The sequence below is a fragment of the Metapseudomonas otitidis genome (genome assembly GCF_011397855.1).
GTDB lineage: Bacteria > Pseudomonadota > Gammaproteobacteria > Pseudomonadales > Pseudomonadaceae > Metapseudomonas > Metapseudomonas otitidis.
Genome location: NZ_AP022642.1, coordinates 2,704,926 through 2,727,296 on the forward strand (window position 1 = coordinate 2,704,926; position 22,371 = coordinate 2,727,296).

Annotated in this window: 19 protein-coding genes; 2 read left to right on the forward strand and 17 right to left on the reverse strand. The window is 66.9% G+C overall.

Going from position 1 to position 22,371, the window contains the following annotated elements; genetic code table 11:
- Positions 1–146: 146 nt before the first annotated feature.
- Positions 147–1,250 carry a cell division protein ZapE gene (gene zapE, locus PotMrB4_RS12500; protein ID WP_160480263.1) on the forward strand — a complete coding sequence of 368 codons (1,104 nt, stop codon included), beginning with the start codon at positions 147–149 and terminating at the stop codon, positions 1,248–1,250.
- Positions 1,251–1,457: 207 nt separating this feature from the next.
- Here the strand turns inward: zapE and paaZ are convergent, their stop codons facing one another.
- From paaZ to paaA, 9 genes are all read right to left on the reverse strand, one after another.
- Positions 1,458–3,518, reverse strand: a complete 2,061-nt coding sequence (gene paaZ, locus PotMrB4_RS12505; RefSeq protein ID WP_172433446.1) for a phenylacetic acid degradation bifunctional protein PaaZ — start codon at positions 3,516–3,518, stop codon at positions 1,458–1,460.
- A 59-nt stretch (positions 3,519–3,577) separates the two neighbouring features.
- Positions 3,578–4,813: an OprD family porin gene (locus tag PotMrB4_RS12510; RefSeq protein ID WP_172433447.1), complete on the reverse strand. Its 1,236-nt coding sequence runs from the start codon at positions 4,811–4,813 to the stop codon at positions 3,578–3,580.
- Between the two features lie 27 nt (positions 4,814–4,840).
- Positions 4,841–6,484 (reverse strand): cation acetate symporter, encoded by a 1,644-nt coding sequence (locus PotMrB4_RS12515; protein ID WP_172433448.1) that lies wholly within the window; start codon positions 6,482–6,484, stop codon positions 4,841–4,843.
- Positions 6,481–6,789 (reverse strand): DUF485 domain-containing protein, encoded by a 309-nt coding sequence (locus PotMrB4_RS12520; RefSeq protein ID WP_172433449.1) that lies wholly within the window; start codon positions 6,787–6,789, stop codon positions 6,481–6,483. Before PotMrB4_RS12520 ends, PotMrB4_RS12515 begins: the two co-directional genes overlap by 4 nt.
- A 143-nt stretch (positions 6,790–6,932) precedes the next feature.
- The gene (gene paaE, locus PotMrB4_RS12525) at positions 6,933–8,009 is read right to left on the reverse strand and encodes a 1,2-phenylacetyl-CoA epoxidase subunit PaaE (protein ID WP_172433450.1); all 1,077 of its coding nucleotides are present in this window, start codon (positions 8,007–8,009) and stop codon (positions 6,933–6,935) included.
- A 64-nt stretch (positions 8,010–8,073) separates the two neighbouring features.
- On the reverse strand, positions 8,074–8,598 hold the full coding sequence (paaD, locus tag PotMrB4_RS12530) for a 1,2-phenylacetyl-CoA epoxidase subunit PaaD (RefSeq protein WP_142009809.1): 525 nt from the start codon (positions 8,596–8,598) through the stop codon (positions 8,074–8,076).
- Entirely contained in the window at positions 8,585–9,346 is a 762-nt protein-coding gene (paaC, locus tag PotMrB4_RS12535; protein ID WP_172433451.1) for a 1,2-phenylacetyl-CoA epoxidase subunit PaaC, read from the reverse strand. The genes paaD and paaC overlap by 14 nt, the downstream gene beginning before the upstream one ends.
- A 10-nt stretch (positions 9,347–9,356) precedes the next feature.
- Positions 9,357–9,638, reverse strand: a complete 282-nt coding sequence (gene paaB / locus PotMrB4_RS12540; RefSeq protein ID WP_044404046.1) for a 1,2-phenylacetyl-CoA epoxidase subunit PaaB — start codon at positions 9,636–9,638, stop codon at positions 9,357–9,359.
- Positions 9,639–9,691: 53 nt separating this feature from the next.
- Complete coding sequence (gene paaA / locus PotMrB4_RS12545; RefSeq protein WP_044404043.1) at positions 9,692–10,681, reverse strand: 1,2-phenylacetyl-CoA epoxidase subunit PaaA; 990 nt, start codon at positions 10,679–10,681, stop codon at positions 9,692–9,694.
- Between the two features lie 369 nt (positions 10,682–11,050).
- On the opposite strand from paaA, the gene PotMrB4_RS12550 reads away from it, so the two are divergent.
- A complete protein-coding gene (locus tag PotMrB4_RS12550; protein WP_172433452.1) occupies positions 11,051–11,443 on the forward strand; it encodes a DUF4280 domain-containing protein in 393 nt (130 codons plus the stop codon).
- An 18-nt stretch (positions 11,444–11,461) separates the two neighbouring features.
- Here the strand turns inward: PotMrB4_RS12550 and PotMrB4_RS12555 are convergent, their stop codons facing one another.
- From PotMrB4_RS12555 to tssE, 8 genes are all read right to left on the reverse strand, one after another.
- Positions 11,462–12,004 (reverse strand): toxin-antitoxin system YwqK family antitoxin, encoded by a 543-nt coding sequence (locus PotMrB4_RS12555; RefSeq protein ID WP_160480271.1) that lies wholly within the window; start codon positions 12,002–12,004, stop codon positions 11,462–11,464.
- A gap of 151 nt (positions 12,005–12,155) precedes the next feature.
- Positions 12,156–14,156, reverse strand: a complete 2,001-nt coding sequence (gene tssI, locus PotMrB4_RS12560; protein ID WP_172433453.1) for a type VI secretion system Vgr family protein — start codon at positions 14,154–14,156, stop codon at positions 12,156–12,158.
- Positions 14,157–14,169: 13 nt separating this feature from the next.
- Positions 14,170–14,997 (reverse strand): exonuclease/endonuclease/phosphatase family protein, encoded by an 828-nt coding sequence (locus PotMrB4_RS12565; RefSeq protein WP_172433454.1) that lies wholly within the window; start codon positions 14,995–14,997, stop codon positions 14,170–14,172.
- A gap of 101 nt (positions 14,998–15,098) precedes the next feature.
- On the reverse strand, positions 15,099–16,529 hold the full coding sequence (locus tag PotMrB4_RS12570) for a hypothetical protein (protein ID WP_172433455.1): 1,431 nt from the start codon (positions 16,527–16,529) through the stop codon (positions 15,099–15,101).
- A 64-nt stretch (positions 16,530–16,593) separates the two neighbouring features.
- The gene (gene tssH / locus PotMrB4_RS12575) at positions 16,594–19,143 is read right to left on the reverse strand and encodes a type VI secretion system ATPase TssH (RefSeq protein WP_172433456.1); all 2,550 of its coding nucleotides are present in this window, start codon (positions 19,141–19,143) and stop codon (positions 16,594–16,596) included.
- A complete protein-coding gene (gene tssG / locus PotMrB4_RS12580; RefSeq protein WP_172433457.1) occupies positions 19,143–20,183 on the reverse strand; it encodes a type VI secretion system baseplate subunit TssG in 1,041 nt (346 codons plus the stop codon). The genes tssH and tssG overlap by 1 nt, the downstream gene beginning before the upstream one ends.
- Positions 20,147–21,934, reverse strand: coding sequence for a type VI secretion system baseplate subunit TssF (gene tssF, locus PotMrB4_RS12585; RefSeq protein ID WP_172433458.1), 1,788 nt, complete (start codon positions 21,932–21,934; stop codon positions 20,147–20,149). Before tssF ends, tssG begins: the two co-directional genes overlap by 37 nt.
- Positions 21,918–22,358 (reverse strand): type VI secretion system baseplate subunit TssE, encoded by a 441-nt coding sequence (tssE, locus tag PotMrB4_RS12590; protein ID WP_142009784.1) that lies wholly within the window; start codon positions 22,356–22,358, stop codon positions 21,918–21,920. The genes tssF and tssE overlap by 17 nt, the downstream gene beginning before the upstream one ends.
- Between the last annotated feature and the right edge of the window lie 13 nt (positions 22,359–22,371).

Genomic DNA, 22,371 nt, shown 5'->3' on the forward strand with positions numbered 1-22,371 from the left:
GCAAGGGCTGTGCCAGCTTCTGAAACGCCCGTGCCAGAGCCTTCGGCGGTTTCCGCCGGGGCAACGGGCGGCAAGTGCCTGCCGCAGGCGACCGTGGCCTTGCCGCTCGGGTAGACTGCGCCGCGATTCCACAGAGGGAGCTTTACATGGACGCGCTGTCGCCGCTGGCGGCCTACGAAGACGCACTGGCCCGCCAGGGCTTTGCCGAGGACCCGGCGCAACGCCGCGCCGCCACGCTGCTGGAGGTTTGCCAGCAGGCCCTGCAGGCCGGCGAGCCGAGGGTGCGGGGCGTGTACCTGTGGGGGCCGGTGGGGCGCGGCAAGACCTGGCTGATGGACCGCTTCCACGCCAGCCTGTCGGTGCCCGCCCGGCGCCAGCACTTCCACCACTTCATGCGTTGGGTGCACCAGCGGCTGTTCGCCCTGACCGGCACGCCGGACCCGCTGCTCGCCCTGGCCCGTGAGCTGGCCACCGAGGTGCGGGTGCTGTGTTTCGACGAGCTGTTCGTCAGCGACATCGGCGATGCGCTGATCCTCGGGCGGCTGCTGCAGGCGATGTTCGACGAGGGCGTGACCCTGGTGGCCACCTCCAACCAGCCGCCTTCGCAGCTGTATGCCGACGGCTTCAACCGTGACCGCTTCATGCCCGCCATCAGGGCCCTGGAGCGGCACACCGACGTGGTGGAGGTGGACGGCGGCCAGGACCACCGCCTGCACCCGGGCGCCGTGACCCAGCGCTACTGGGTGGCCGAGCCGGACGCCCTGGCCGGGGTGTTCCGCACCTTGAACGGCAATGCGCCGGCCACCGATGCGCCGCTGCAACTGGCCCACCGCGAGGTGACGGTGCGCCTGCGTGGCGAGGGCGTGCTCTGGTGCGACTACGCCCACCTGTGCGAAGCGCCCCTGGCGGCGCTGGACTTCATCGAACTGTGCGACCGCTTCCCGGCCATCCTCCTCGGCGCGGTGCCGGTGCTGGGTGCGGCCGAACGGGAAGGGCGCATCGCCCGAGGCACCGAGGACGCCGCCGAGAAGGTCGCCGCCGGCGACCGCCAGCTGCCGCGCCTGTCGCCGAAGGACGACGGCGTGCGCCGTTTCATCGCCCTGGTGGACGAGTGCTACGACCGCCGGGTGCCGCTCTACCTGGAGGCTGCCGTGCCGCTGGAGGCGCTCTACACCGAGGGCGGCCTGGCCTTTCCCTTCCGCCGTACCCTCAGCCGTCTGCGGGAGATGCAGATGACGCGATTCGCATGAGCCCCCGGTGGTGAGCTCGCGAACCGCATCGTTCCGGTCCCGATCCTTGGCCCGCGATCCCAGGGCGTGTCTTCGTCAAATGGGCTCGCCCGGGAAGGCGAGACGGAGTCGGTAATCGACTTGACCCCGTAACAACGGCGCTGGAGCCCAGCCAAAAAAAGACCGGCCACAAGGCCGGTCGAATCGCTCACGGAGAATCGAGGCTGATCAGGCGCCTTCCGGGCGCTTGAGCACCAGGGTGAGGATGTCGTAGCTGGCCACCAGCTCGCCGTGCTGGTTGGTGACCTCCACATCCCAGGCCACCACGCCCTGGGGTTCGCCTTTGGGGCTCTTCTTGCCCTGGTCGATCTTGCGCTTGCAGGTCAGGCGCGCCTGGAGGGTGTCGCCGATACCCACCGGGTTGATGAAGCGCAGGGTGTCCAGGCCGTAGTTGGCCAGCACCGGGCCCGGGGCGGGGGAGACGAACAGGCCGGCGGCGGCGGAGAGCACGAAGTAGCCATGGGCGATGCGCTTGCCGAACTGGGAGTCCCTGGCCGCCAGCTCGTCGAAGTGCATGTAGAAGTGGTCGCCCGAGAGGCAGCCGAAGTTGACGATGTCCGCCTCGGTCACGGTGCGGCGGTGGGTCAGCAGCGACTCGCCGATCTGCAGTTCGTCGAACCAGCGGCGGAACGGGTGCACCTCGGTCTCGATCACCTGGGCGCCGCGCACGTGCTCGCGGGTGACGGCGGCCAGCATGCTCGGCGAGCCCTGCACGGCGGTGCGCTGCAGGTAGTGCTTCACGGCCCGCAGGCCGCCCAGTTCCTCACCACCGCCGGCGCGGCCGGGGCCGCCGTGCTTGAGCATCGGCAGCGGCGAGCCGTGGCCGGTGGATTCGGCGGCGGCCTCGCGGTCGAGGATGTGCACGCGGCCGTGCAGGGCGCCCATCACCGGCACCACGCGGGCGGCCAAGGCCGGGTCCTTGGTGACCAGGCTGGCCACCAGGCTGCCCTTGCCACGGGCGGCGAGGGCGACGGCTTCGTCCAGGTCCTCGTAGGCCATCAGCGTGCTCACCGGGCCAAAGGCCTCGATGTCGTGGGCGCCGCCTTCGGCATGCGGGTTGCGGGCGCGCAGCAGGGTGGGGGCGAAGAAGGCGCCTTCGGCCACGCCCTCGCCACGGGGGGCGAAGCCGTCCCGGGCGCCGAACAGCAGTTCGCTGCTGGCCAGCAGGGCGTTCACCCGCTCGGCGACGTCCGCCTGCTGGGCGTGGGAGGCCAAGGCGCCCATCTTCACGCCCTCCACCGACGGGTCGCCCACCACCACCTTGGTCAGGCGTTCGCGCAGGCGCTCGGCCACGGCGTCGATGTGCTTCGCCGGGACGATGGCGCGGCGGATGGCGGTGCACTTCTGCCCGGCCTTGACGGTCATCTCGCGGGCCACTTCCTTGACGAAGAGGTCGAACTCCGGGTCGTCCGGGGTGATCTCCGGGGCGAGGATGGCGCAGTTCAGCGAGTCCGCTTCGGCATTGAAGGGGATGGAATGGCGCACCAGGTTGGCGTTGACCCGCAGCTTGGCGGCGGTGTCGGCGGAGCCGGTGAAGGTCACCACGTCCTGGCCCTGCAGGCGGTCCAGCAGGTCACCGGTACTGCCGATCACCAGTTGCAGGCTGCCTTCGGGCAGCAGGCCGGACTCGTGCATCAGGCGCACCGTGGCTTCGGTCAGGTAGCTGGTGGCGCTGGCCGGCTTGACGATGCAGGGCATGCCGGCGAGGAAGGTGGGGGCGAACTTTTCCAGCATCCCCCAGATGGGGAAGTTGAAGGCGTTGATGTGCACCGCCACGCCGCCGCGCGGCACCAGGATGTGGGTGCCGGCGAACTGGTTCTGTTTGCCCAGGGGCAGGGCCGGGCCTTCGTGGACGAGGTTGCCGGAGGGCAGTTCGCGGGCGCCGACGCCGGCATAGGCGAACAGGGTGCCGGTGCCGCCCTCGATGTCGATCCAGCTGTCGGCGCGGGTGGCGCCGCTGTGGTGGGAGAGGGCGTAGAGCTGCTCCTTGCGCTCGTTGAGGTACAGCGCCAGGGCCTTGAGGCGCGCGGCGCGCTGCTGGAAGTCCAGGGCCATGAGCGCCGGGACGCCGCGGGTGCGGCCGAAGTCCACGGCTTCGGCGAAGTCCGGCGTTTCTTCATGGGTGCGGAACAGCGGTTGCCCGTTGAGGGCGCTGCGCAGCACCTGGGCACCGTGCTGGCCGATCCAGCGGCCGCCGATGAAGCTCTGCAGGGTGGGGGCGTTGCTCATGGGGATTCTCCGTGAAAAGGGCCGGCACCCCGGGTGCCGGCTGGGGCTCGTGGGTGGCGCTACCAGAGGGCCAGGGTGTAGCCGAGGATCAGGCGGTTCTCGTCCAGGTCGGTGGTCAGGCCGTTGCCGGAGCGGAAGGTGACGTTGCGCCAGCGCAGGCTGACGCCCTTGAGGGCGCCGCTCTGGATGACGTAGGCGATGTCGGTGTCGCGCTCCCACTCCTCGCCGCGATCACCGCCGGCGGTCTTGACGTTGCGGCCGTCGACGTAGCGGGTCATGAAGGTCAGGCCGGGGACGCCGAGGGCGGCGAAGTCGTAGTCGTAGCGCAGCTGCCAGGCGTCTTCCTCGGCACGGGTGAAGGTGTTGTAGGTCACCAGGTTCACCACGTAGGGGTCGCCGCCGTTGAGGAAGGGGAAGGCGCTGCTGCCGGACATGCGCTGGAACGCCGCGCTGAGGCGGTGGCCGCCCTGGCTGAGGCTGAACAGGCCGTTGAGGTTGCGGTTGTCGATGCGCCCGGCGCGTTCGGCGCCATCGCCCCGGGTGTCGAAGTAGCGCAGGTCGCTCTTCAGGCTGAAGCCACCCGGCAGCGGCAGGGTGTGCACCAGGCCGGCGAACTGCTGGCGGTAGATGCCGTCGAGCTTGCCGTAGTAGTAGCTGGCCGCCAGCTGCGGGTTGATGGCGTAGGTGCCGCCGGCGAAATCGAAGGCGTCGCTGGTGGCGGCCCCGTAGCCGATGTCGTCGCGGCCGGAGGAGTCGCGCAGGTTGGCGCGGGTCAGGCGGCCGCCGTTGAGGGTCAGGCCGTCCAGCTCCTGGCTGGTCAGCATCCCGCCCTGGAAGGTGGAGGAAAGCAGGCGGGTGTCGTTGTAGGTGGCCACCGGCAGCAGCGGTTGCAGGGTGCCCAGGCGCAGCACGCTCCTGGAGACGCGCAGCTTGGCGGTCAGCCCCAGTTCGCTGTAGTCGTCCACCGGCTCCTTGCTCGTGGGGCCGAAGGGCAGCAGGCCGGTGCCGCGCCGATCGCGGCTGGAATCCAGCTTGACGCCCAGTTGGCCGATGGCGTCGAGGCCGACGCCGACGGTGCCTTCAGTGAAGCCGGATTCGATGCGTGCGGTGAAGCCCTGGGCCCATTCCTCGGCCTTGGACTGGGCCGCACCGTGCTGGCGGAAGTCGCGGTTGATGTAGTGGTTGCGCAGCTCCAGGCTGGCCTTGCTGTCGTCGACGAAGCCGGCCAGGGCCGGGGTGGCCAGGGGCAGGGCCAGGGTGGCGAGCAGCGGTGTGGTCCGGTTGAGGCGTTTCATTGTTGTTGTGTCCGTCAATCCGTGGGTTCAGTGGCGGCTGGCAGCGGCGGCGCCGATGCCGGTCATGGAGCGGATGAACTGCGCCAGGTAGCGGCCGCGTTCCTGCCGGGCGCGCTCGGAGGCATCCGTCACCGAGAACGCCCAGGCACTGAAGAAGGCCAGGCCCATGGAGAACAGCGCCGGGTTGGAGTAGGGGAACAGCGGCGATTCGTGGTGCAGCACGTTGACCCACACCGCCGGGCTGAGCACCAGCAGGACGATGGCCGAGAGCAGCCCGGCGACACTGCCGGCGACCGCGCCACGGGTGGTCAGGCCCTTCCAGAACATGGAGAGGAACAGCACCGGGAAGTTGACCGAGGCGGCGATGGCCAGCACCAGGCCGGAGAGGAAGGCGATGTTCTGTGACTCGAAGAGCAGCCCGAGGATCACCGCCAGCACGCCGATGCCGAGGGTGGCGATGCGCGAGACGCGCATTTCCTCGCGCTCGCTGGCCTTGCCCTTGCGCACCACGCAGGCATACAGGTCGTGGGATACGGCGGAGGCGCCGGAGAGCGCCAGCCCGGCCACCACCGCGAGGATGGTGGCGAAGGCCACGGCGGAGATGAAGCCGAGGAACAGGCTGCCGCCCACCGCGTGGGACAGGTGCACCGCCACCATGTTGCCGCCGCCGATGATGGCGCCGGCCGCGTCGCGGAACTCGGGGTTGGTGCCGACCATGACGATGGAGCCGAAGCCGACCACGATCAGCAGCAGGTAGAAGTAGCCGATGAAGCCGGTGGCGTAGAACACGCTCTTGCGCGCTTCACGGGCGTCGCTGACGGTGAAGAAGCGCATGAGGATGTGCGGCAGGCCGGCGGTGCCGAACATCATGCCGAGCCCCAGGGAGATGGCGTCGACGGGGTTCGACAGCAGCCCGCCCGGCGCCATGATCGCGGTGCCCTTGGCGTGCACCTCGGTGGCGGCGGCGAACATCGCCTCGGTGCTGAAGCCGAAGTGCTTGAGCACCATGAAGGCCATGAAGCTGGTGCCGGAGAGCAGCAGCACGGCCTTGATGATCTGCACCCAGGTGGTGGCCAGCATGCCGCCGAAGGTGACGTAGCAGACCATCAGCACGCCCACCAGCAGCACCGCCTGCAGGTAGCTGAGGCCGAACAGCAACTCGATCAGCTTGCCGGCGCCGACCATCTGCGCCACCAGGTACATCAGCGCCACGGTGAGGGTGCCGAAGGCGGCGGTGATGCGGATCGGGCTCTGTTCCAGGCGGTAGGAGACCACGTCGGCGAAGGTGAACTTGCCCAGGTTGCGCAGGCGTTCGGCGATCAGGAAGAGGATGATCGGCCAGCCGGCGAGCACGCCCAGGGCGTAGAGCAGGCCGTCGTAGCCGTTCATGAACATCATCGCGGAGATACCGAGGAAGGACGCCGCGCTGATCATGTCGCCGGCGATCGCCAGCCCGTTCTGGAAGCCGGTGAGGCCGCCGCCGGCAGTGTAGAAATCGGCGGTGGAGCGGGTGCGCAGCGCGGCCCAGCGGGTGATGCCGAGGGTGAACACGACGAAGGCCAGGAACATGTAGATGGCCGTCCAGTTCAGCGGGCGACCGGCATCGGCGGCGAAGGCCAGCGGCGAGGCCAGCAGGCCGGCGCCGAGCAGCAGGGAGGCGAGCGCTTTCATGGGACGAGCACCTCTTTGACCTTGTCGTTGAGCGGGTCGATGACGCTGTTGGTCTTCGAGACGTAGATGCCGGTGAGGGCGAACGACAGCAGGATCACGCCGACGCCCACCAGCATGCCGACGCTGGTGACGCCGCCATTGAGGGACTGGCCGAGCACGCCGGGGGCGAAGGCCACCAGCAGCACGAAGCCGTAGTAGATGACCAGCATGGCGCCGGTGAGGGACCAGGTCAGGCGCTGCTTGCGCCGGACCAGCTGGATGAAATCCGGGTGCTGCCGGATGCGTTCGAGGTCGTGCGGGGTCATGGGTGCTCTCTCTTGTTGTGGTTGTAGAGGCGGTGCAACGCAGGTGAAGCAGATGGAGCTGTTTCCTCGTGGGGTGGGCTTCAGCCCACCGATGGGCGCGCGCTGCGTGGTGGGCTGAAGCCCACCCTACGGAGCGAGTCGGTTCAGGGCTGGTCGAAGTCGAGGACGACCCTGTCGCTCACCGGGTAGGACTGGCACGAGAGCACGTAGCCGGCGGCCACTTCGTAGTCCTCCAGGGCGAAGTTGCTGTCCATCTCCACCTCGCCTTCGATGACCTTGCACTTGCAGGTGGAGCACACCCCGGCCTTGCAGGAGTAGGGCAGTTCCAGGCCCTGGGCGTTGCCGGCGTCGAGCACGCTGCGGGTGTTGCGCGGCAGGTCGAAGCTCAGGGCGCGGCCGTCGCTGATGACGGTGACCTGGCTACTGGCGCTGTCGGCGGCGCGGGCGGCTTCGCGGGCCTCGCGGCGGGCGGCGGCGCCCTCGCTGGCGAAGAGTTCGAAATGGATGCGTTCGGCGGCCAGGCCGTGGCCCTGCAACTGGTCGCGGACGGTCTCGGTCATGGCCTGCGGGCCGCAGATGAAGGCGGCATCCAGGGCTTTCACGTCGATCCAGCGGGCGAACAGCTGGCCGCATTTGTCGGCGTCGATGCGGCCGTTGTAGAGGTCCACGTCCTGCTGCTCGCGGCTGAACACGAAGATCAGGTTGAGGCGCTGGAGGAAGCGGTTCTTCAGGTCCTCCAGCTGTTCGCGGAACAGCGCGGAGGCACTGGAGCGGTTGCCGTAGAGCAGCGTGAAGTGGCTGTGGGGCTCGCGCTCGAGGGTGGTCTTGATGATCGACAGGATCGGCGTGATGCCGCTGCCGGCGGCCACGGCGAGGTACTGGCCGTGGCGGGCCGAGTCGAGGGGCACGAAGAAGCGCCCGTCCGGCGGCATCACGTCCAGGCGCTGGCCGGGTTGCAGGCGTTCGTTGGCGAAGGTGGAGAAGCGCCCGCCGGCCACGCGCTTGATGGCCACGCGCAGTTCGCCGTCGCCGGTGCCAGTGCAGATGGAGTAGGAGCGGCGTACCTCCTCGCCATCCAGCTCGGTGCGCAGCACCAGGTACTGGCCCTGGGTGAAGTGGAAGGCCTCGGCCAGGCTCTCGGGGATGTCGAAGGCGATGGATACGGCGTCGCGGGTTTCCGGGCGCACGTCCTTGATGGTCAGGCTATGGAATTGGCTCATGTTCTCTCCTGCGGCTTGGCCGCGCGGGGGACGAAGGCGAGCGCCGCCGTTCGTGCTCGCCCGCCTAGATGCACTTGAAGTAATCGAACGGCTCCAGGCAGTCCCTGCAGCGGTGCAGGGCCTTGCAGGCGGTGGAGCCGAATTCGCTGAGCTGTTCGGTGTGGGCGCTGCCGCATTGCGGGCAGCGGATCTCCGGCGCCTCCCCGAGCAGGCTGCGTTTGCTGGCGCTGCCCTGGGGTGGGGCAATGCCGTAGGCGCGCAGCCGTTCGCGGCCTTCGGCGCTGATCCAGTCGGTGGTCCAGGCGGGCGTCAGGCGGCGCTCCAGGCGCGGGACGAAGCCCGCCTGCAGCAGCGCCTGCTCGATGTCCCGCTCGATCACCTCGGTGGCCGGGCAGCCGGAGTAGGTGGGCGTGACCACCACGTGCAGCCGGCCGCCGTCGCGCTCCAGCGCCCGCACGATGCCGAGGTCGACCACGCTGACCACCGGGACTTCCGGGTCCATCACCGCATCCAGCACCTGCCAGGCACGGGTGATGTCGCCGGCGCCGAGGGGCGCGCGGTCGCTGGCGATCAGCTCACCAGCTCGCATCGGGGTAGGCCCGCTGGAGGAACTGCATCTCGGCCAGCAGCAGGCCCAGGTGCTCGGTGTGCAGGCCCCGGCGACCGGAGAGGTAGAAGGGGCTGGCCGGCGCCGGCAGCGGCAGGGTGGCGCGGGCGAACACGTCGGCGACCTTGGCCTGCCAGCCGGCCGCGACCTGCTGCGGGTCGGGGGCGAGGCCGGCCTCGAACAGGCGCTGCTCCACCTCGTCGGCATTCACCAGCTCGATGCTGAAGCGCCACAGCGCGCTCACGGCGGCGAGCATGCGCCGGTGGCTTTCCTCGGTGCCGTCGCCCAGGCGCTGCACCCACTCGCTGGAGCGGCGCAGATGGTAGGTGACTTCCTTCAGCGCCTTGGCGGCGATGCCGGCGACCCGTTCGTCAGCGGAGGTGGAGAGGCCATGCAGCACCTGGAAGTGCCAGGCATCAAAGAGGAACTGCTTGGTCATGGTGACGGCGAAGTCGCCGTTGGGCTGCTCCACCAGCAGCAGGTTGCGGTAGGCGCGTTCGTCCCGGCGGTAGGCCAGGTGGTCGGCGTCGCGGCCGTCTCCCAGCAGCTCGGCGGCGTAGTCCAGCCAGTTGCGGGCCTGGCCCACCAGGTCGAGGCCGACGTTCATCAGCGCCAGTTCTTCTTCCAGGGCCGGGGCCCGGCCGCACCATTCGCAGAGGCGCTGGCCCTGGATCAGGGCGCTGTCGCCGAGGCGCAGCAGGAGGTCGATGAGATCGTGCTTGGCAGTCATGGCAGGCGTCTCACATGTGGCCGACTTCGGCCGGCAGCTCGTAGAAGCTGGCGTGGCGGTAGACCTTGTCCTGGGACGGGTCGAACAGCGGCTCCTTCTCGTCCGGGGCGGAGGCGGTGATCAGTGCGGAGGGCACCACCCACAGGCTCACGCCCTCGTTGCGGCGGGTGTACAACTCGCGGGCGTTGTCGATGGCCATGCGGGCGTCGGCGGCGTGCACGCTGCCGACATGCTTGTGGTTGAGGCCGTGCTTGCTGCGCACGAAAACTTCGAAAAGGGTCCACTCAGTCATGGGGCTATCTCCTCATGGGGCCGGGTCGTGCCGGCGCCCTTCTTGTCGTCAGGTCAGGCGGCGCTGCGTTCACGCTGCTTGCGGGCATGGGCCACGGCGGCTTCGCGCACCCAGGCACCGTCCTCGATGGCCTTGCGGCGGGTGGCGAGGCGTTCGTGGTTGCAGGGGCCGTTGCCCTTGAGCACTTCGTAGAACTCGCTCCAGTCGATTTCGCCGAAGTCGTAGTGCCCGCGCGCTTCGTTCCACTTCAGGTCCGGGTCGGGGGCGGTGCAGCCGAGGAACTCCAGCTGCGGCACGGTCTGGTCGATGAAGCGCTGGCGCAGCTCGTCGTTGCTCTGGCGCTTGATCTTCCAGGCCATGGACTGGGCGCTGTTGGGGGAGTCGGCGTCGCTCGGGCCGAACATCATCAGTGCCGGCCACCAGAGGCGGTTGATGGCGTCCTGGACCATGTCCCGCTGGGCCTGGTTACCGTGGCGCATCATGTGCAGGAGGATTTCGTAGCCCTGGCGCTGGTGGAAGGACTCTTCCTTGCAGATGCGCACCATGGCGCGGGAGTAGGGGCCGTAGGAGGTGCGCTGCAGCACCACCTGGTTGACGATCGCGGCGCCGTCCACCAGCCAGCCGATGGCGCCCATGTCGGCCCAGTTCAGCGTGGGGTAGTTGAAGATGCTGGAGTACTTCACCTTGCCGGCGTGCAGCTTGGCGACCTCCTCGTCGCGGCAGGCGCCGAGGGTCTCCATGGCGCTGTAGAGGTACAGGCCGTGGCCGGCCTCGTCCTGGATCTTGGCCATCAGCTGCAGCTTGCGCTTGAGGGTCGGCGCGCGGGTGACCCAGTTGCCTTCCGGCAGCATGCCGACGATCTCGGAGTGGGCATGCTGGGAAATCTGCCGGATCAGCGTCTGGCGGTAGCCGTCGGGCATCCAGTTCTTCGGTTCGATCTTGATCTCGGCGTCGATCCGCTCCTGGAAGGCGCGTTCCTCGGGCGACATCTCGTCCAGCGCCTTCACGCGCTTGGCGCCGGTTTCTACCAATTGTGCGTACATGCCGTTCTCCAGCCATGCAGGGTTCGTGGGAGGGCCATGGCGCTCTTTTTAAATGATACGAAATCAAATATCAAATATAAAAATATGTATCGCGTAGCGGTCGTGTATCGCTTTGCAGATGGCCGGCTCCAATGCCTGGGCCTTGCATGCTGCGTTTTTCCTGGGCTTTGAGCGTGGTTTGACGCTCTGTGGCGAGGGTTGTGGTCGTTGGGTTGGGGGCGAAGGAGGTGTCGTGAGCCGGATTCTGTATCGTATTTTGCGATACGGAATGCTGCGCCGGTTTGTCGGCGAAAAAGCGGCGTGAGGACGCTGGTGGAGGGCGGAGGGCTGGTCTAGAGTCACTGCCGACCAGCAAAAGGAGGGGGTGCGATGGGATGTCCGCAGGTGTGCAGCGGGGCGACGCTGCAATGCAGTTTCGGGGTGGCGCCGTCGGTGCTGAACGTGCTGCCGGTCAACCGGACGCTCACCAACAACATGCCGGCGGCGAACATCATGGATCACATCCCGCTGGTGAACATCATGCCCTTCGGCATGTGCCAGAGCCTGGCCAACCCCATGGTGGCCGCCGCCACCGCTGCCGCACTGGGCGCGCTGACGCCGATGCCGTGCATCCCCGCCACGGCTTCACCCTGGATACCGGGGGCGCCGACGATGCTGCTGGGCAACATGCCTTCGCTGGATGCCAACTGCGTGCTGATGTGCAGCTGGGCGGGCGTGATCAAGGTCGCCATGCCGGGCCAGATGCAGATGCTGATCCCCTAGGTATCGCTCAAGGTCGGATCAGACCTCGCTCGATTCGCTCCAGCGCCTCCACCACCAGCGCAGCCGCGAGATCGGCTTGCCCTCGGCGTCCAGCGGCCGGCCGTCCTCGGCGAAGCCCTGGCCTTCGTCCAGCGGCTTGCCGTTGAGGTAGCGGCTGCGCTGGGCCAGCTGGCCGTTGCCGTGGAAGCGCTGGTAGAGGCCGTCGCGCACGCCGTCGCGGTACTGCTCCAGTTCGGCCAGGCTGCCGTCCGGGTAGTAGCTGCTGGCTTCGCCGTGCATCAGCCCCTGGCGGTAGCCGACCTTGCGTTGCAGCCCGCCTTCGGCTGCGAAGTACTGGGCCACGCCCTGCAGGCGACCGTCCACGTAGGGCAGCAGCGCCGACACCTGGCCGTTGGGGTGGTAGAGGGTGCTGGTGCCGTGCAGTACGCCGTTGGCATAGAGGAGCTGGGCCTGGGGACGACCGGCTTCCTGGATGCGCACCGGGCCGTCGAGGGCGCCATCTTCCAGGCGGCCCTGGAGGCGGCTGTCGCCACGGGTGAGGTCGAGGGTTCCGTTGGCCATGGACGCCTCAGAGGGTGTTTACAAGATAGGCGAACGAAGGCAAGACAAGGCGAAAATGATCGAGAAAGCGGAGTTTACGTGCTGTAAATGAGCATTTCGAGATCGTTTTCAACGCAGTATTGCCAAGTGCAGCCATTTTGTAGAAACCCTCTCAGTTCACCTTTACCAGTCCGCCCTTGAGGGTCAGCATGCCGCCGCCGTCCACGGTCTGTTCGGCGGCGGCCTTGTTGGTGAGGCTGACGCCGGCGTCGTTGGTCAGGGTGGTACCGGCCTTGTTGTCCAGGGAGGTGCCGGCCTGGTTGGTGAGCGAGGTGCCGGCCTTGTCGGTGAGCGCCATGCCGGCCTGGGTGGTGAGGTTCTTGTCGCTCTTGGCGGTGAAGTCGCCGCTGCTCTGCAGGGTGAGGGTGCCGGTCACCTTGATGGTGAGGTTGCCGTCCACCGTCAGTTCGTAGTTGCCGCTCACCTTGTGGCTGTAGTTGCCGCCGGTGCTGTGGGTCTGGTCGGCGCCGACGCTGACGTTGCGGCTGTCCTTCACATCGAGGGTGTCGCTGCCGGTCTGGATGGTCACCGTGCGCTTGCCCTTTTCCAGGGTGATGGTCTCATCGCCTTCCTTCACCGTGCGGGTGCGGGCGTTCTGCACCGTGAGGGTTTCGTCGTGGCCGATGGTGGCGGTGCTGTCGTTGAGCACGTTGACCTTCATGTCCTTCTGCGCCTGGAGGAAGACTTCCTCGGCGTCCTTCTTGTCTTCGAAGCGCAGCTCGTTGAAACCGCCGCCGCCCTTGGAGGAGTTGGTCTTGATGCCGGACTGGGTCTGGTTGTCCGGCAGGGCGTAGGGCAGGGTGTTGTCGCCGTTGTAGACGCAGCCGGTGACCAGCGGGCGATCCGGGTCGCCGTCGATGAAGGTGACGATCACCTCCTGGCCGATGCGCGGAATGAACTGCATGCCGAAGCCCTTGCCGCTCCAGGGCAGCACCACGCGCACCCAGCAGGACGAGGTTTCGTCGTTCTTGCCGTCGCGGTCCCAGGGGAACTGGATCTTGATGCGGCCGTACTGGTCGGTCCAGATCTCCTCGCCGGCCTTGCCCACCACCTGCGCGGTCTGGGTGTGCATGCGTGGCTTGGGCGTGAGCCGGGGCGGGCGGTAGGCAGTGGCCTTGGGGATGGCTTCGAAGCGGTTGCGGTAGTGCTTGTGGCTGGCGTCGTGGGTGACGGCGGTCACCACCCAGTCGATATTGAGGCTGGCGTCGTCATGCCCGGTGAGGGTGAACCAGTGGCCGGGCACCAGCCAGCGGCAGTCGCTCTCGCCGATCAGGCGCCTCTCCTGGCTGCGCAGCCCGTCCACGCGCTGCTTGGTCAAGGCATCGCCCCGCGCCTTGGCGATGTAGCCGCCCGGGTGCTCATACATCGACAGCGGCCCGGCTACCGCCTCGGCCTTGCTGTAGAGCGAGGTGGTGGGGGTGGTGAAGGCATAGTCGGTGGCGCTGTACACCCCGCTCACCGCCTGCACGCTGTACTGCGCCGAACGGATGCCATGCAGCTCGCGCACGCCGATGCCCTGGCCCAGGTAGGGCACCTTCGGCCCGTTGGGGATCGGCACGAAGGCATCGCTGCTGTCGCCCAGCACCAGCGTGTGCTTGCCATCCTCGTGAGTGAAGAACCAGAAGATGCCTTCCTCCTCCAGCAGCCGCGAAACGAAGGCGAAATCCGTCTCCCCGTACTGCACGCAATACTCGCGCGGCTCGTAGCTGCCGGAGAGCGACAACTTGAAATCGGTGAAGCCATGGGCCTTGAAGATGGTGGTGACGATGTCGCTGGTGGAGAGGTTCTGGAACACCCGGTTGTTGCTGGCCAGGGTCAGCCACCAGAGCCAGGGGCGCAGCACCACCTGGTAGCGGTCGGCGGTGGCATCGGCGGGTAGCTGGCGGATCTCCGAAACCAGGGCATCGAGGGGGCGCTGGTTGGCGTCGTTGATCAGCAGCGTAGAGAAGTGACTGGCTACCAAGTCGCCCAGAGCTAGGGCAGTGGTGCAATGGGCATCAAGGCAGAGGTTGCCTAGATCATTTAGTTGTTCGCTACCAGTAAGACCTTGAGCGTGCAGATTGACTGAGGTCGTGGTGTTTATTACGAGGCTAGCGGTTTCGTTTGTGGCCATCCGTCCCTCAGCGTTATGCGTCTTCCAAGGTTACGTACATCAGTGAATGGTCGCTTTTGTTGGTGATCTGTTTGTTGTTGATAGTCTCGCTAGCCTGACTCCAAAGCACATGAATGTCGAATTCGACATTATAGGAGACCAGTATATGTTCGAGATGGTTGCGGCTTGGGGAGATATCTAGGTATCCGTCGAAGAGAGTTTCTTTTTTCATGAATCTCGGTTTGTTTCCCCTTTTGTTTTGCAGCTCAATGTCGATTAGGTACTGCCGCCAATTTTCTTCAAATTCCACCTGTTTGATGTTCAGGTCTCCCGCCAGAATAATTCGTTTGGGTGTCATGTTTGGATTAAAGGTCATAGAAGTCTGTACGCCTACCATGGATTCTAGGTTGCTACCGCCCTTGAGTCGTTTGGATAAATCTCCCGACGTGTGTACATTGATCGGCGCGTGCCAGTTGGCAATGCGATAATCTTTGCCGCCGTGGCTGAGTTCTAAGTATATAGGGCTGCGTCCATATATTTTGTCGAAAAGCGTCAAGGACCATGGGTAATTCAATTTTGCATTTTCAGGGTCAAGGCGGGGGTCAAAACGTTCGATGGAAGAAATGTTGCTGCAGGTGCTTTTATTGATGACGATGTAATAATTCTTGCCGCCATAACCTTCTGGTGCGCTTGCTACATGCCAGTCATTGGCTGAAAGTGCATCTAAATAATTGCTCAGGTCGGTATTGCTGCCGACTTCCTGAAGGCAGGCGACATCGATTTTTATATCGTGAAGATAAGCGGCGATGACATCTGCTTGGCTCTGATCGCAAACTTTGGTGTTCCAGTTGACTATTTTCAATTTCACCCATCCTTGTGATGATCCGGGCGGTCTGGGTTGTACACGGCTATTTCGTCGATTCTTAAGTTGGGGATTTTAATAAAAGGGTGGGTATTTTTTAGTCAGAAAGTCAGTCCTACCAATTGACATCGCTGAATGATGTGGAAGTCTGTGAGGTCCGGCGCATGAGCTTTTATCAAGTTGAAGAGTGCCGGGCGGTCTATTCCAAACATCTCCCGAGTGGGCGTGGGAATGACAGGGCTTACTTGGCTGCGCTCGTTTATCACCGAGGCGGTAAGCGACTCCACCAGATAGGAGGGCCAGTTGTCGAACATCAGGGAAAACAGAATGGTTAGCTGGTTTCTGTCGGCCAGATTGATATTGATATCGTTGCGAGTGATTTTGATGTCGTGCCATTGCCGTGGTTCGCCGGTCGCAACCTGAGTGATGGGGATAAACGAGTTAAGTGCTGAGATAGATGCTCCTACCACGGCAATACCGTCGGGAACCTGAGCATTCCATGGCAGCTCGCTCATCGGTGCGGTTTGTTTGTTGCGTAGGGTTGGCGTCGTCGTATTGTAGGTGGCGGCTCCTACAATCATGATCTTTCTGTCTGCTGTGCCTAGGGCCAAAACACCTTCCTCTCGTGCTCCCAGCGCGCCATTCAGATCAATAATTGGTGACAGTGCATTACCTATTTCCGAGTCGAGAATTTGGTAAAGACTGCTGGTCAGTCTTGTATCGGTATCACCGCCGAGCGCATAGATGAATTGATCAGCAATGTAGTAATAGTTTTTTCCCTTGATATGGATATGCAGCTTGGTATTCACAATCTCGATTCTTTCAACTTCCTCGAGTCGTTTCAGGTCATTATCTTCACAGAGTTTGATGATCTTGGCGTTGCGTGAGCCGGGTAATACTGCGCCGCTGAATTCGGTTCCCCCTGGTCGAGCGAACCAATTCATGCACGGTGAGTTTTGGCTGGCAAGATCCGCTACCCAAGCGGCCGTGGCGCTCCCCCCATAAATGGCGCGATCAATATTCGCTGTGTATTCATCGGGATTAGATAGAAAATCAATGCCCTCTATGATCTGTGTATAGCCAAGTCCTAAGGGGCTCGTACCGCTCACGGGAGGAGGCTTGCGTTGAGCACCTATCCCGGTGGCGATCACGATCTTGTCGACGATCAGCGCGTGGTTGTGATCGAACCAGGCAACGTATTTGCCTGGTTGGCTCAGGGATTTGGAAATGCGCTGCACCTTGCGGCTCGGGTTATACCCATAACGCTTCCCGGCAACGATTCGGCTGACACCTTGTTGAAAAACTCCCGAGGAAAGAAAGTTGTTGAGGTTCATCTCTCCGTTGGGGGCCTGAAATGTCGGGACAGGGGTTCCCGGCAGCTGCAGGAGATGGGCAGGTTGCCCCATCGGATGTTCGGCTAGTTTGGCCCAAAGGCCATCTTCACCGACTACTACGGTTTCATGATCGTCGTCTGACGTTTGCAAGAATGCCGCAGCGGAGACACCGGCGCCTATGATCAATCTGGTCGGCATGTCGTTTTTATCCCTATAACAACACTCAGTCCCGGAGGGACTGTCACAGTGCTTGAGTTCGAATTCATTCCAACACCCACTCCGCCAACTTCCCCGTCACCTGCGCCATCAACACATTCTCGATGTCCCGCGCGCCCGCTGCGCTGCATTTGGCGAGCACGGCCTTGACGATGGCGGGGTCGAAGTCGAACTGTTTGCCGGTGGCGGCCTTGTAGCGTTCGCGCAGTTTTTCCAGCTTGGCCAGGACGATGCCTTCCAGCGTGGTTTCGTCCAGCGGGCGGTAAGGCACAACGGTCATGCGGGCCAGGAAGGCGGGGCGGAAGGCTTGCAGCAGAACCTTGCGCAGGCGTTCGTTGAAGGCGTCGCTGCCGAGCTGGTCGGTGGGGGTGTCCAGCACCAGTTCGGCGCCGACGTTGCTGGTGGCGAGCATCACGGTGTTCTTGAAGTCCACCACCAGGCCGGTGCCGTCTTCCATCACGCCCTTGTCGAAGACGTTGTAGAAGGCTTCCAGCACGTCGGGGTGGGCCTTTTCGATTTCGTCCAGCAGCACCACGGAGTAGGGCCGGCGGCGCACGGCTTCGGTGAGTACGCCGCCGGTGCCGTAGCCGACGTAGCCGGGCGGGGCGCCCTTGAGCTGGCTGACGGTGTGGGCTTCCTGGTACTCGGAGAGGTTGATGCTGATGAGGTTGCGTTCGCCGCCGTAGAGGGCGTCGGCCAGGGCGTAGGCGGTTTCGGTCTTGCCGACGCCGGTGGGGCCCACCAGCAGGAACACGCCCACCGGCTTGGCCGGGTCGGTGAGGCCGGCGCGGTAGGCCTGGATGCGCTGGGCGATGGTGCCCAGGGCGCTGTCCTGCCCCATGACCCGCTGGCCCAGGCGCTGGCCGAGGGTGCGCACGGCATAGGCTTCGTCGGCGAGCATCTTGCCGATGGGGATGCCGGTCCAGCCGGCGATCACGGCGGCCACGGTGCGTGAGTCCACCTGCTCGGGCACCAGGGGGTCGTCCTGGCGGATGGCGTCGAGGCCGGCCTCCAGCCGGGTGAGTTCGGCGGCGAGGTGGTCGATGCGCTCGTCGAGGGCCTCGTCGGGGTGGCTGGCGTCGGCGCTCTCGCTCAGGGCCAGCAGTTCGCGGCGGGCCTCCAGCAGTTCGCGCACCGCTTCGCGCTCTTCGCCCCAGCGGGTTTCCAGTTCGCGGATGGCGGCCTGGTTGCCGGTGGACTCCTGCTCCAGGGCGGTGATGCGCTCGCGGTGGTCGAGGCCGGTGGCCTGTTCCCGGCGCAGGCGTTGCAGTTCCTCGCCCAGGGCCTGCTGGCGGTGGCGCAGGCTTTCCAGCGGCGGCGGCACGTCGTGCTGGCCGAGGGAGACCCGGGCGCAGGCGGTGTCGAGCACGCTGATGGCCTTGTCCGGCAATTGGCGGCCGGAGATGTAGCGGTGGGAGAGCTTGACCGCGTCGTGGATGGCGCTGTCGAGCACCTGCACGCCGTGGTGCTGCTCCAGCTTGGCGGCGACGCCGCGCAGCATCTCCACGGCGGTGGCCTCGTCGGGCTCTTCCACCTGCACCAGTTGGAAGCGGCGGGCCAGGGCCGGGTCTTTCTCGAAGTACTTCTTGTATTCCAGCCAGGTGGTGGCGGCCAGGGTGCGCAGCTCGCCACGGGCCAGGGCCGGCTTGAGCAGGTTGGCGGCGTCGCTGCCGCCCTCGCTGCCGCCGGCGCCGATGAGGGTGTGGGCCTCGTCGATGAACAGGATGATCGGCTGCTCGCTGTTGCGTACGGCGTCGATCACGCCCTTGAGGCGCTGCTCGAACTCGCCCTTGACCCCGGCGCCGGCCTGCAGCAGGCCGAGGTCGAGTACACGGAGGATGACGTTCTGCAGGGGCGGCGGCACGTCACCGGCGGCGATGCGCAGGGCCAGGCCCTCGACCACGGCCGTTTTGCCGACACCGGGGGCGCCGACGAGGATCGGGTTGTTCTGCCGCCGGCGCAGGAGGATGTCGATGCTCTGGCGGATCTCCCCGTCGCGCCCGACGATGGGGTCGATGCGCCCGGCGCGGGCGTCGGCGGTGAGGTCCTGGGTGTACTGGTCGAGCACGCTGTCCTGGGGCGCTTCCTGGGCGGGGCGGGTCTTGCCGGCCGGGCCGGGGCTGCCGGTGTGCTCACGGGAGGTCTGGGTCCATTCCAGCAGGTTGGCGCGCAGGGCTTCGCGGGGGATGCGCAGCAGTGAGGAGGCGCTGTTGAGCAGCAGGCTGCGGCGTTCGTCGCGGTCCAGCAGGGCCACGAGCAGCAGGCCGGAGCGGATGCTCGCCTGGCCCTGAACGCTGGCCTGCACCACGGCGTCTTCCAGCAGGCCGATGGTCTGGGCGGAGAGCGCGGGGGTGCGGGTGCTGCCGGCCTTGAACAGCTCCAGGGCGCGGTTGATCTCGGTGGCGACGGCGTCGCGCTCCAGGCCGAAGCGCGGCAGCAGCCAGGCGAGGTCGCCGCCTTCTATATCCAGCAGCTCCAGCAGCAGGTGCTCGATCTCCACGTAGTGGTGGGTGCGCTGCAGGCAACGCTGGGCAGCCCGCTCCAGGGCGCGGCGGCTGTCGGCGTTGAGGCGGCCGATGAGCGCGGCGAGTTCCATCAGGGCGTCTCCTTGGACGGCAGGCCGGCATCGCTGTGCCGCAGGTGGGTGTCGATGCGTTGCAAGGTGCTTGCTGCGGCCAGGTGCAGCCCGCCGCTCCAGCGCAGGCGTGGCGGTTGCTGGCGGTCCAGGCGCAACGGCGCGCCGGGGCGCACCAGCAGGCGCAGGTGGCAGTCCAGGTCGGGGCCGAGGTAGAGGCCGGCGAGGTCGGCAAGGCGTCGGTGCTGCTCGCCGCCGGGCAGGTAGGCATTGGCCTGTTCGGTGCCCAGCGGGCCGAGGGTGAGGCGGATGCCGGCGTGCTCGTCCCACACCCGGGTACCGGCGATGGCGTCGCGGCCCAGGCCGAGGTTGCGGCCGCCGCGTTGCAGGCGGCTGCGGCTGGCCGGGGGGATCTCCCGCCAGGCGCCCTGGTAGGCCTCGTAGTCCACCGCCACGCCGAACTGGTGGCGCACCAGCACGGCGAAGCCGGCCAGGGAGCGGCGCGGGCCGTTGAACAGCGCGGCGCGGGCGGTGATGGCGGCGTCCGGCAGGTCCATGCGCTGCTGCAGGCTGCGCGGCAGCAGGCCGGCCAGTGCCAGCAGCGGCGGGTGCACGGGGGCTTGCTCGGGCGGCTGGAAGCCGAGGGCCAGGCGATGCCGGCCGAGTACACGGTAGAGCTGGGCGAGCAGGCGGTTCTGGAACAGGTCGAGGAATTCGGCCGGGGCATGGTCCTTGTGGCGGGCGCGCTGTTGCAGCCACTCCTGGTAGGCGTAGGGCAGCGGGCCGTCGGGGCCGCCGAGGCCGAATACGGCGGTGCTCAGCACAGGGGGCTGCCCCGGCTTTTCCTCCAGGCGTTCCACCTGGCTGGCGGCGAAGGTCGGTGTGAGCGGCCCGCGCAGGCGCAGGGCCTCGTCATCCGGGCTGCTGCCCTGACCCAGTGGCATGGCATCGGGGCGCTCGCGCTCCAGCAGCAACAGGGCCTGGAGGAATTCGAAGGCCTGGGGCCTGTCGCGCAGGCGCTGGCTCAGAGGCTGAGGGGCTTGCCGGCCTGGGGCTGCCATGTCCGCACCTCCTTGTCGTGATCCACCAGCACCGTTCGCACGAAGCGGTTGGGCGTGGCGTAGAGGGAGAAGAACTGCGCCAGCACGGCGGAGAACAGCACGGCGCTGCTGCCGGCGAAGTGCTGCGGGTCGAGGCGGATGCGCACCTCCAGGCCGTTGCGCCAGCCGCGCCAGGCGTCGTCGCCGACCCGCGCCACCACCCGTTCGCTGGTGAGTTCCACGAGGCCGTCCACCTGGCGCCGGGGCCCGGCTTCGTCCCGCAGGTTGTGCAGGTGCAGCAGTTCGCGCAGGGCGTCCAGGGCCTCGGGGCCTTCCACCAGGGACAGGTGGTTGAGGCTGAGCTGGGACACCAGGCGCCAGCGCGAGGGGCCGGCGAGGCGCGGCAGGCTCTGCGGCGTGGGCGGTGCCAGCAGGCTGGCCAGGGCCACCGGGCCGGGTCGCTCGAAGCCCAGCCGGGTGCCGGCGGGCAGGTTCTCGGCCAGGTGCCGGTTGGTGCACAGCAGCTCGGCGGTGAGGCTGTATTCGGGGGCGTCGTGCAGCGGGTCGAAGGCGGTGTCCACCAGGCTCAGCAGCAGGTCGCTGCCGGGGCGTGCCGGGTTCAGGCCCTGGACGCGCCGGGCATGCCAGTAGAGGCCGGCGCCGGCATGGCTGTGGCCGTAGTAGGCCGGCACGCGGCGCACGCCCTGGGGCGTGGCGGCGCGGACGCTGCGGACGCTGTGGATCTCCACGCTGCTCTCGCGGTGGGCGTCGGCCACCAGGCGGTATTCGCTGCGGGTACCGTCCGGGCGCAGGGGCTCGGAGGTGCGCGGGAACAGGTTGATGGCCGGGGCGCAGCCCAGGCGCAGTTCACTGGCCTGCAGGTGCGGCCGGCCCGATGGGGCGCGGTCGAAGGCAATCAGCACCTGGCAGTCGCGCCCGCCGCCGGCCGGTGGCAGCAGCGGCAGGTCGAAGAAGGCGAACTTGTCGGGGAAGGCGAAGTACTCCGCCAGCAGGCGCAGGCCGGGGTGCTGGCCGTCTTCGTCGGGCAGCAGCGCCTGGTCTTCGGCGAAGCCCACCGGGGCGACCTCGCCGGGCACCAGCTGCAGCGGGCTGTCCGGGGCGCCGCTCCACACCCCGAGGCTGTGGGCGCCGAGCAGGTCGTAGAGGGTGGCGTTGGTCATCGGCGAGGCGGCCAGGTGCACCCGCAGGTGGCGCACCGGCAGTTGTGACCAGTCGAATTCGCCCAGGCATTCCAGGGTCAGGCGCAGGGCCGAGCGTGCGCGCGGGTGGCCGGAGAAGGCCACGGCGGCATCGCCGTCCAGCAGGGTCGCTTCGCGGATGCGCAGCGGCCAGAGCACGGCTTCGGCGCTGGTGCGCAGGTGCACGCTGGCACCGTCGCGGGTGGTGACGAACAGCGGCGTGTCGCGGGGCAGGCGGTAGCCTTCGGCGAGGCTGCCCTGGGTCGGGTCCGGCTCGAACTGCACGATGGCACAGGAGGGCAGGGGCCTCAGCACCAGGGGGTAGAGCTGCTCCAGCAGGGCGTCGCTGAACTCGGCGTAGTCGTCGTCGAGGCGCCGGTGCAGCCGCGCGCTGAGCAGGGCGAAGCCTTCCAGCAGCCGTTCGACGTGGGGGTCCGGGCATTCGCCGGGGGCCAGTTCCAGGCGCCGCGCCACCTTCGGGTAGCGCTGGGCGAAGCTGTTGCCGGCGTGGCGCAGCCAGGTGAGTTCGCGCTGGTAGTAGTCCAGCAGGTCGGCATCAATCGAGTCGCTCATGGCGCACCTCCAGGCCGTCGTCGCCGGGGGCGAGGAGGAACAGCGCCGGCCAGCTGCGGCGACCGCTGCGCAGGTGCCCGGCCAGGCGGATGCCGAGGCGCTGGGGCTGGTCGGGCAGGGCCTCGACGTCGATCTCGCTCAGCTGCAGGCGGGGTTCGAAGTGCTGCACGGCGGCGCGCAGATCCCTCAACAACAGGCGCCGGTCATCCACCCGCAGGGCCTGCAGGGCGCTCCAGTCGGCGATGCCGTAGTCCAGCACGGTCAGTGGCCGGCCGGGTGCGCGGGGTGGGCGACGGGTGTTGAGCAGGCGCGCCAGCTCCAGGCGGACGGACTCGGCCAGGGCGTCGCGGTCGAAGTCCGGCGCCTCGTCCGCCTGGGCGGAGAGGCGCTCGAACAGGGGGGGCAGCAGTCCGCTGTACGGCATGGAGCGGCGGCGT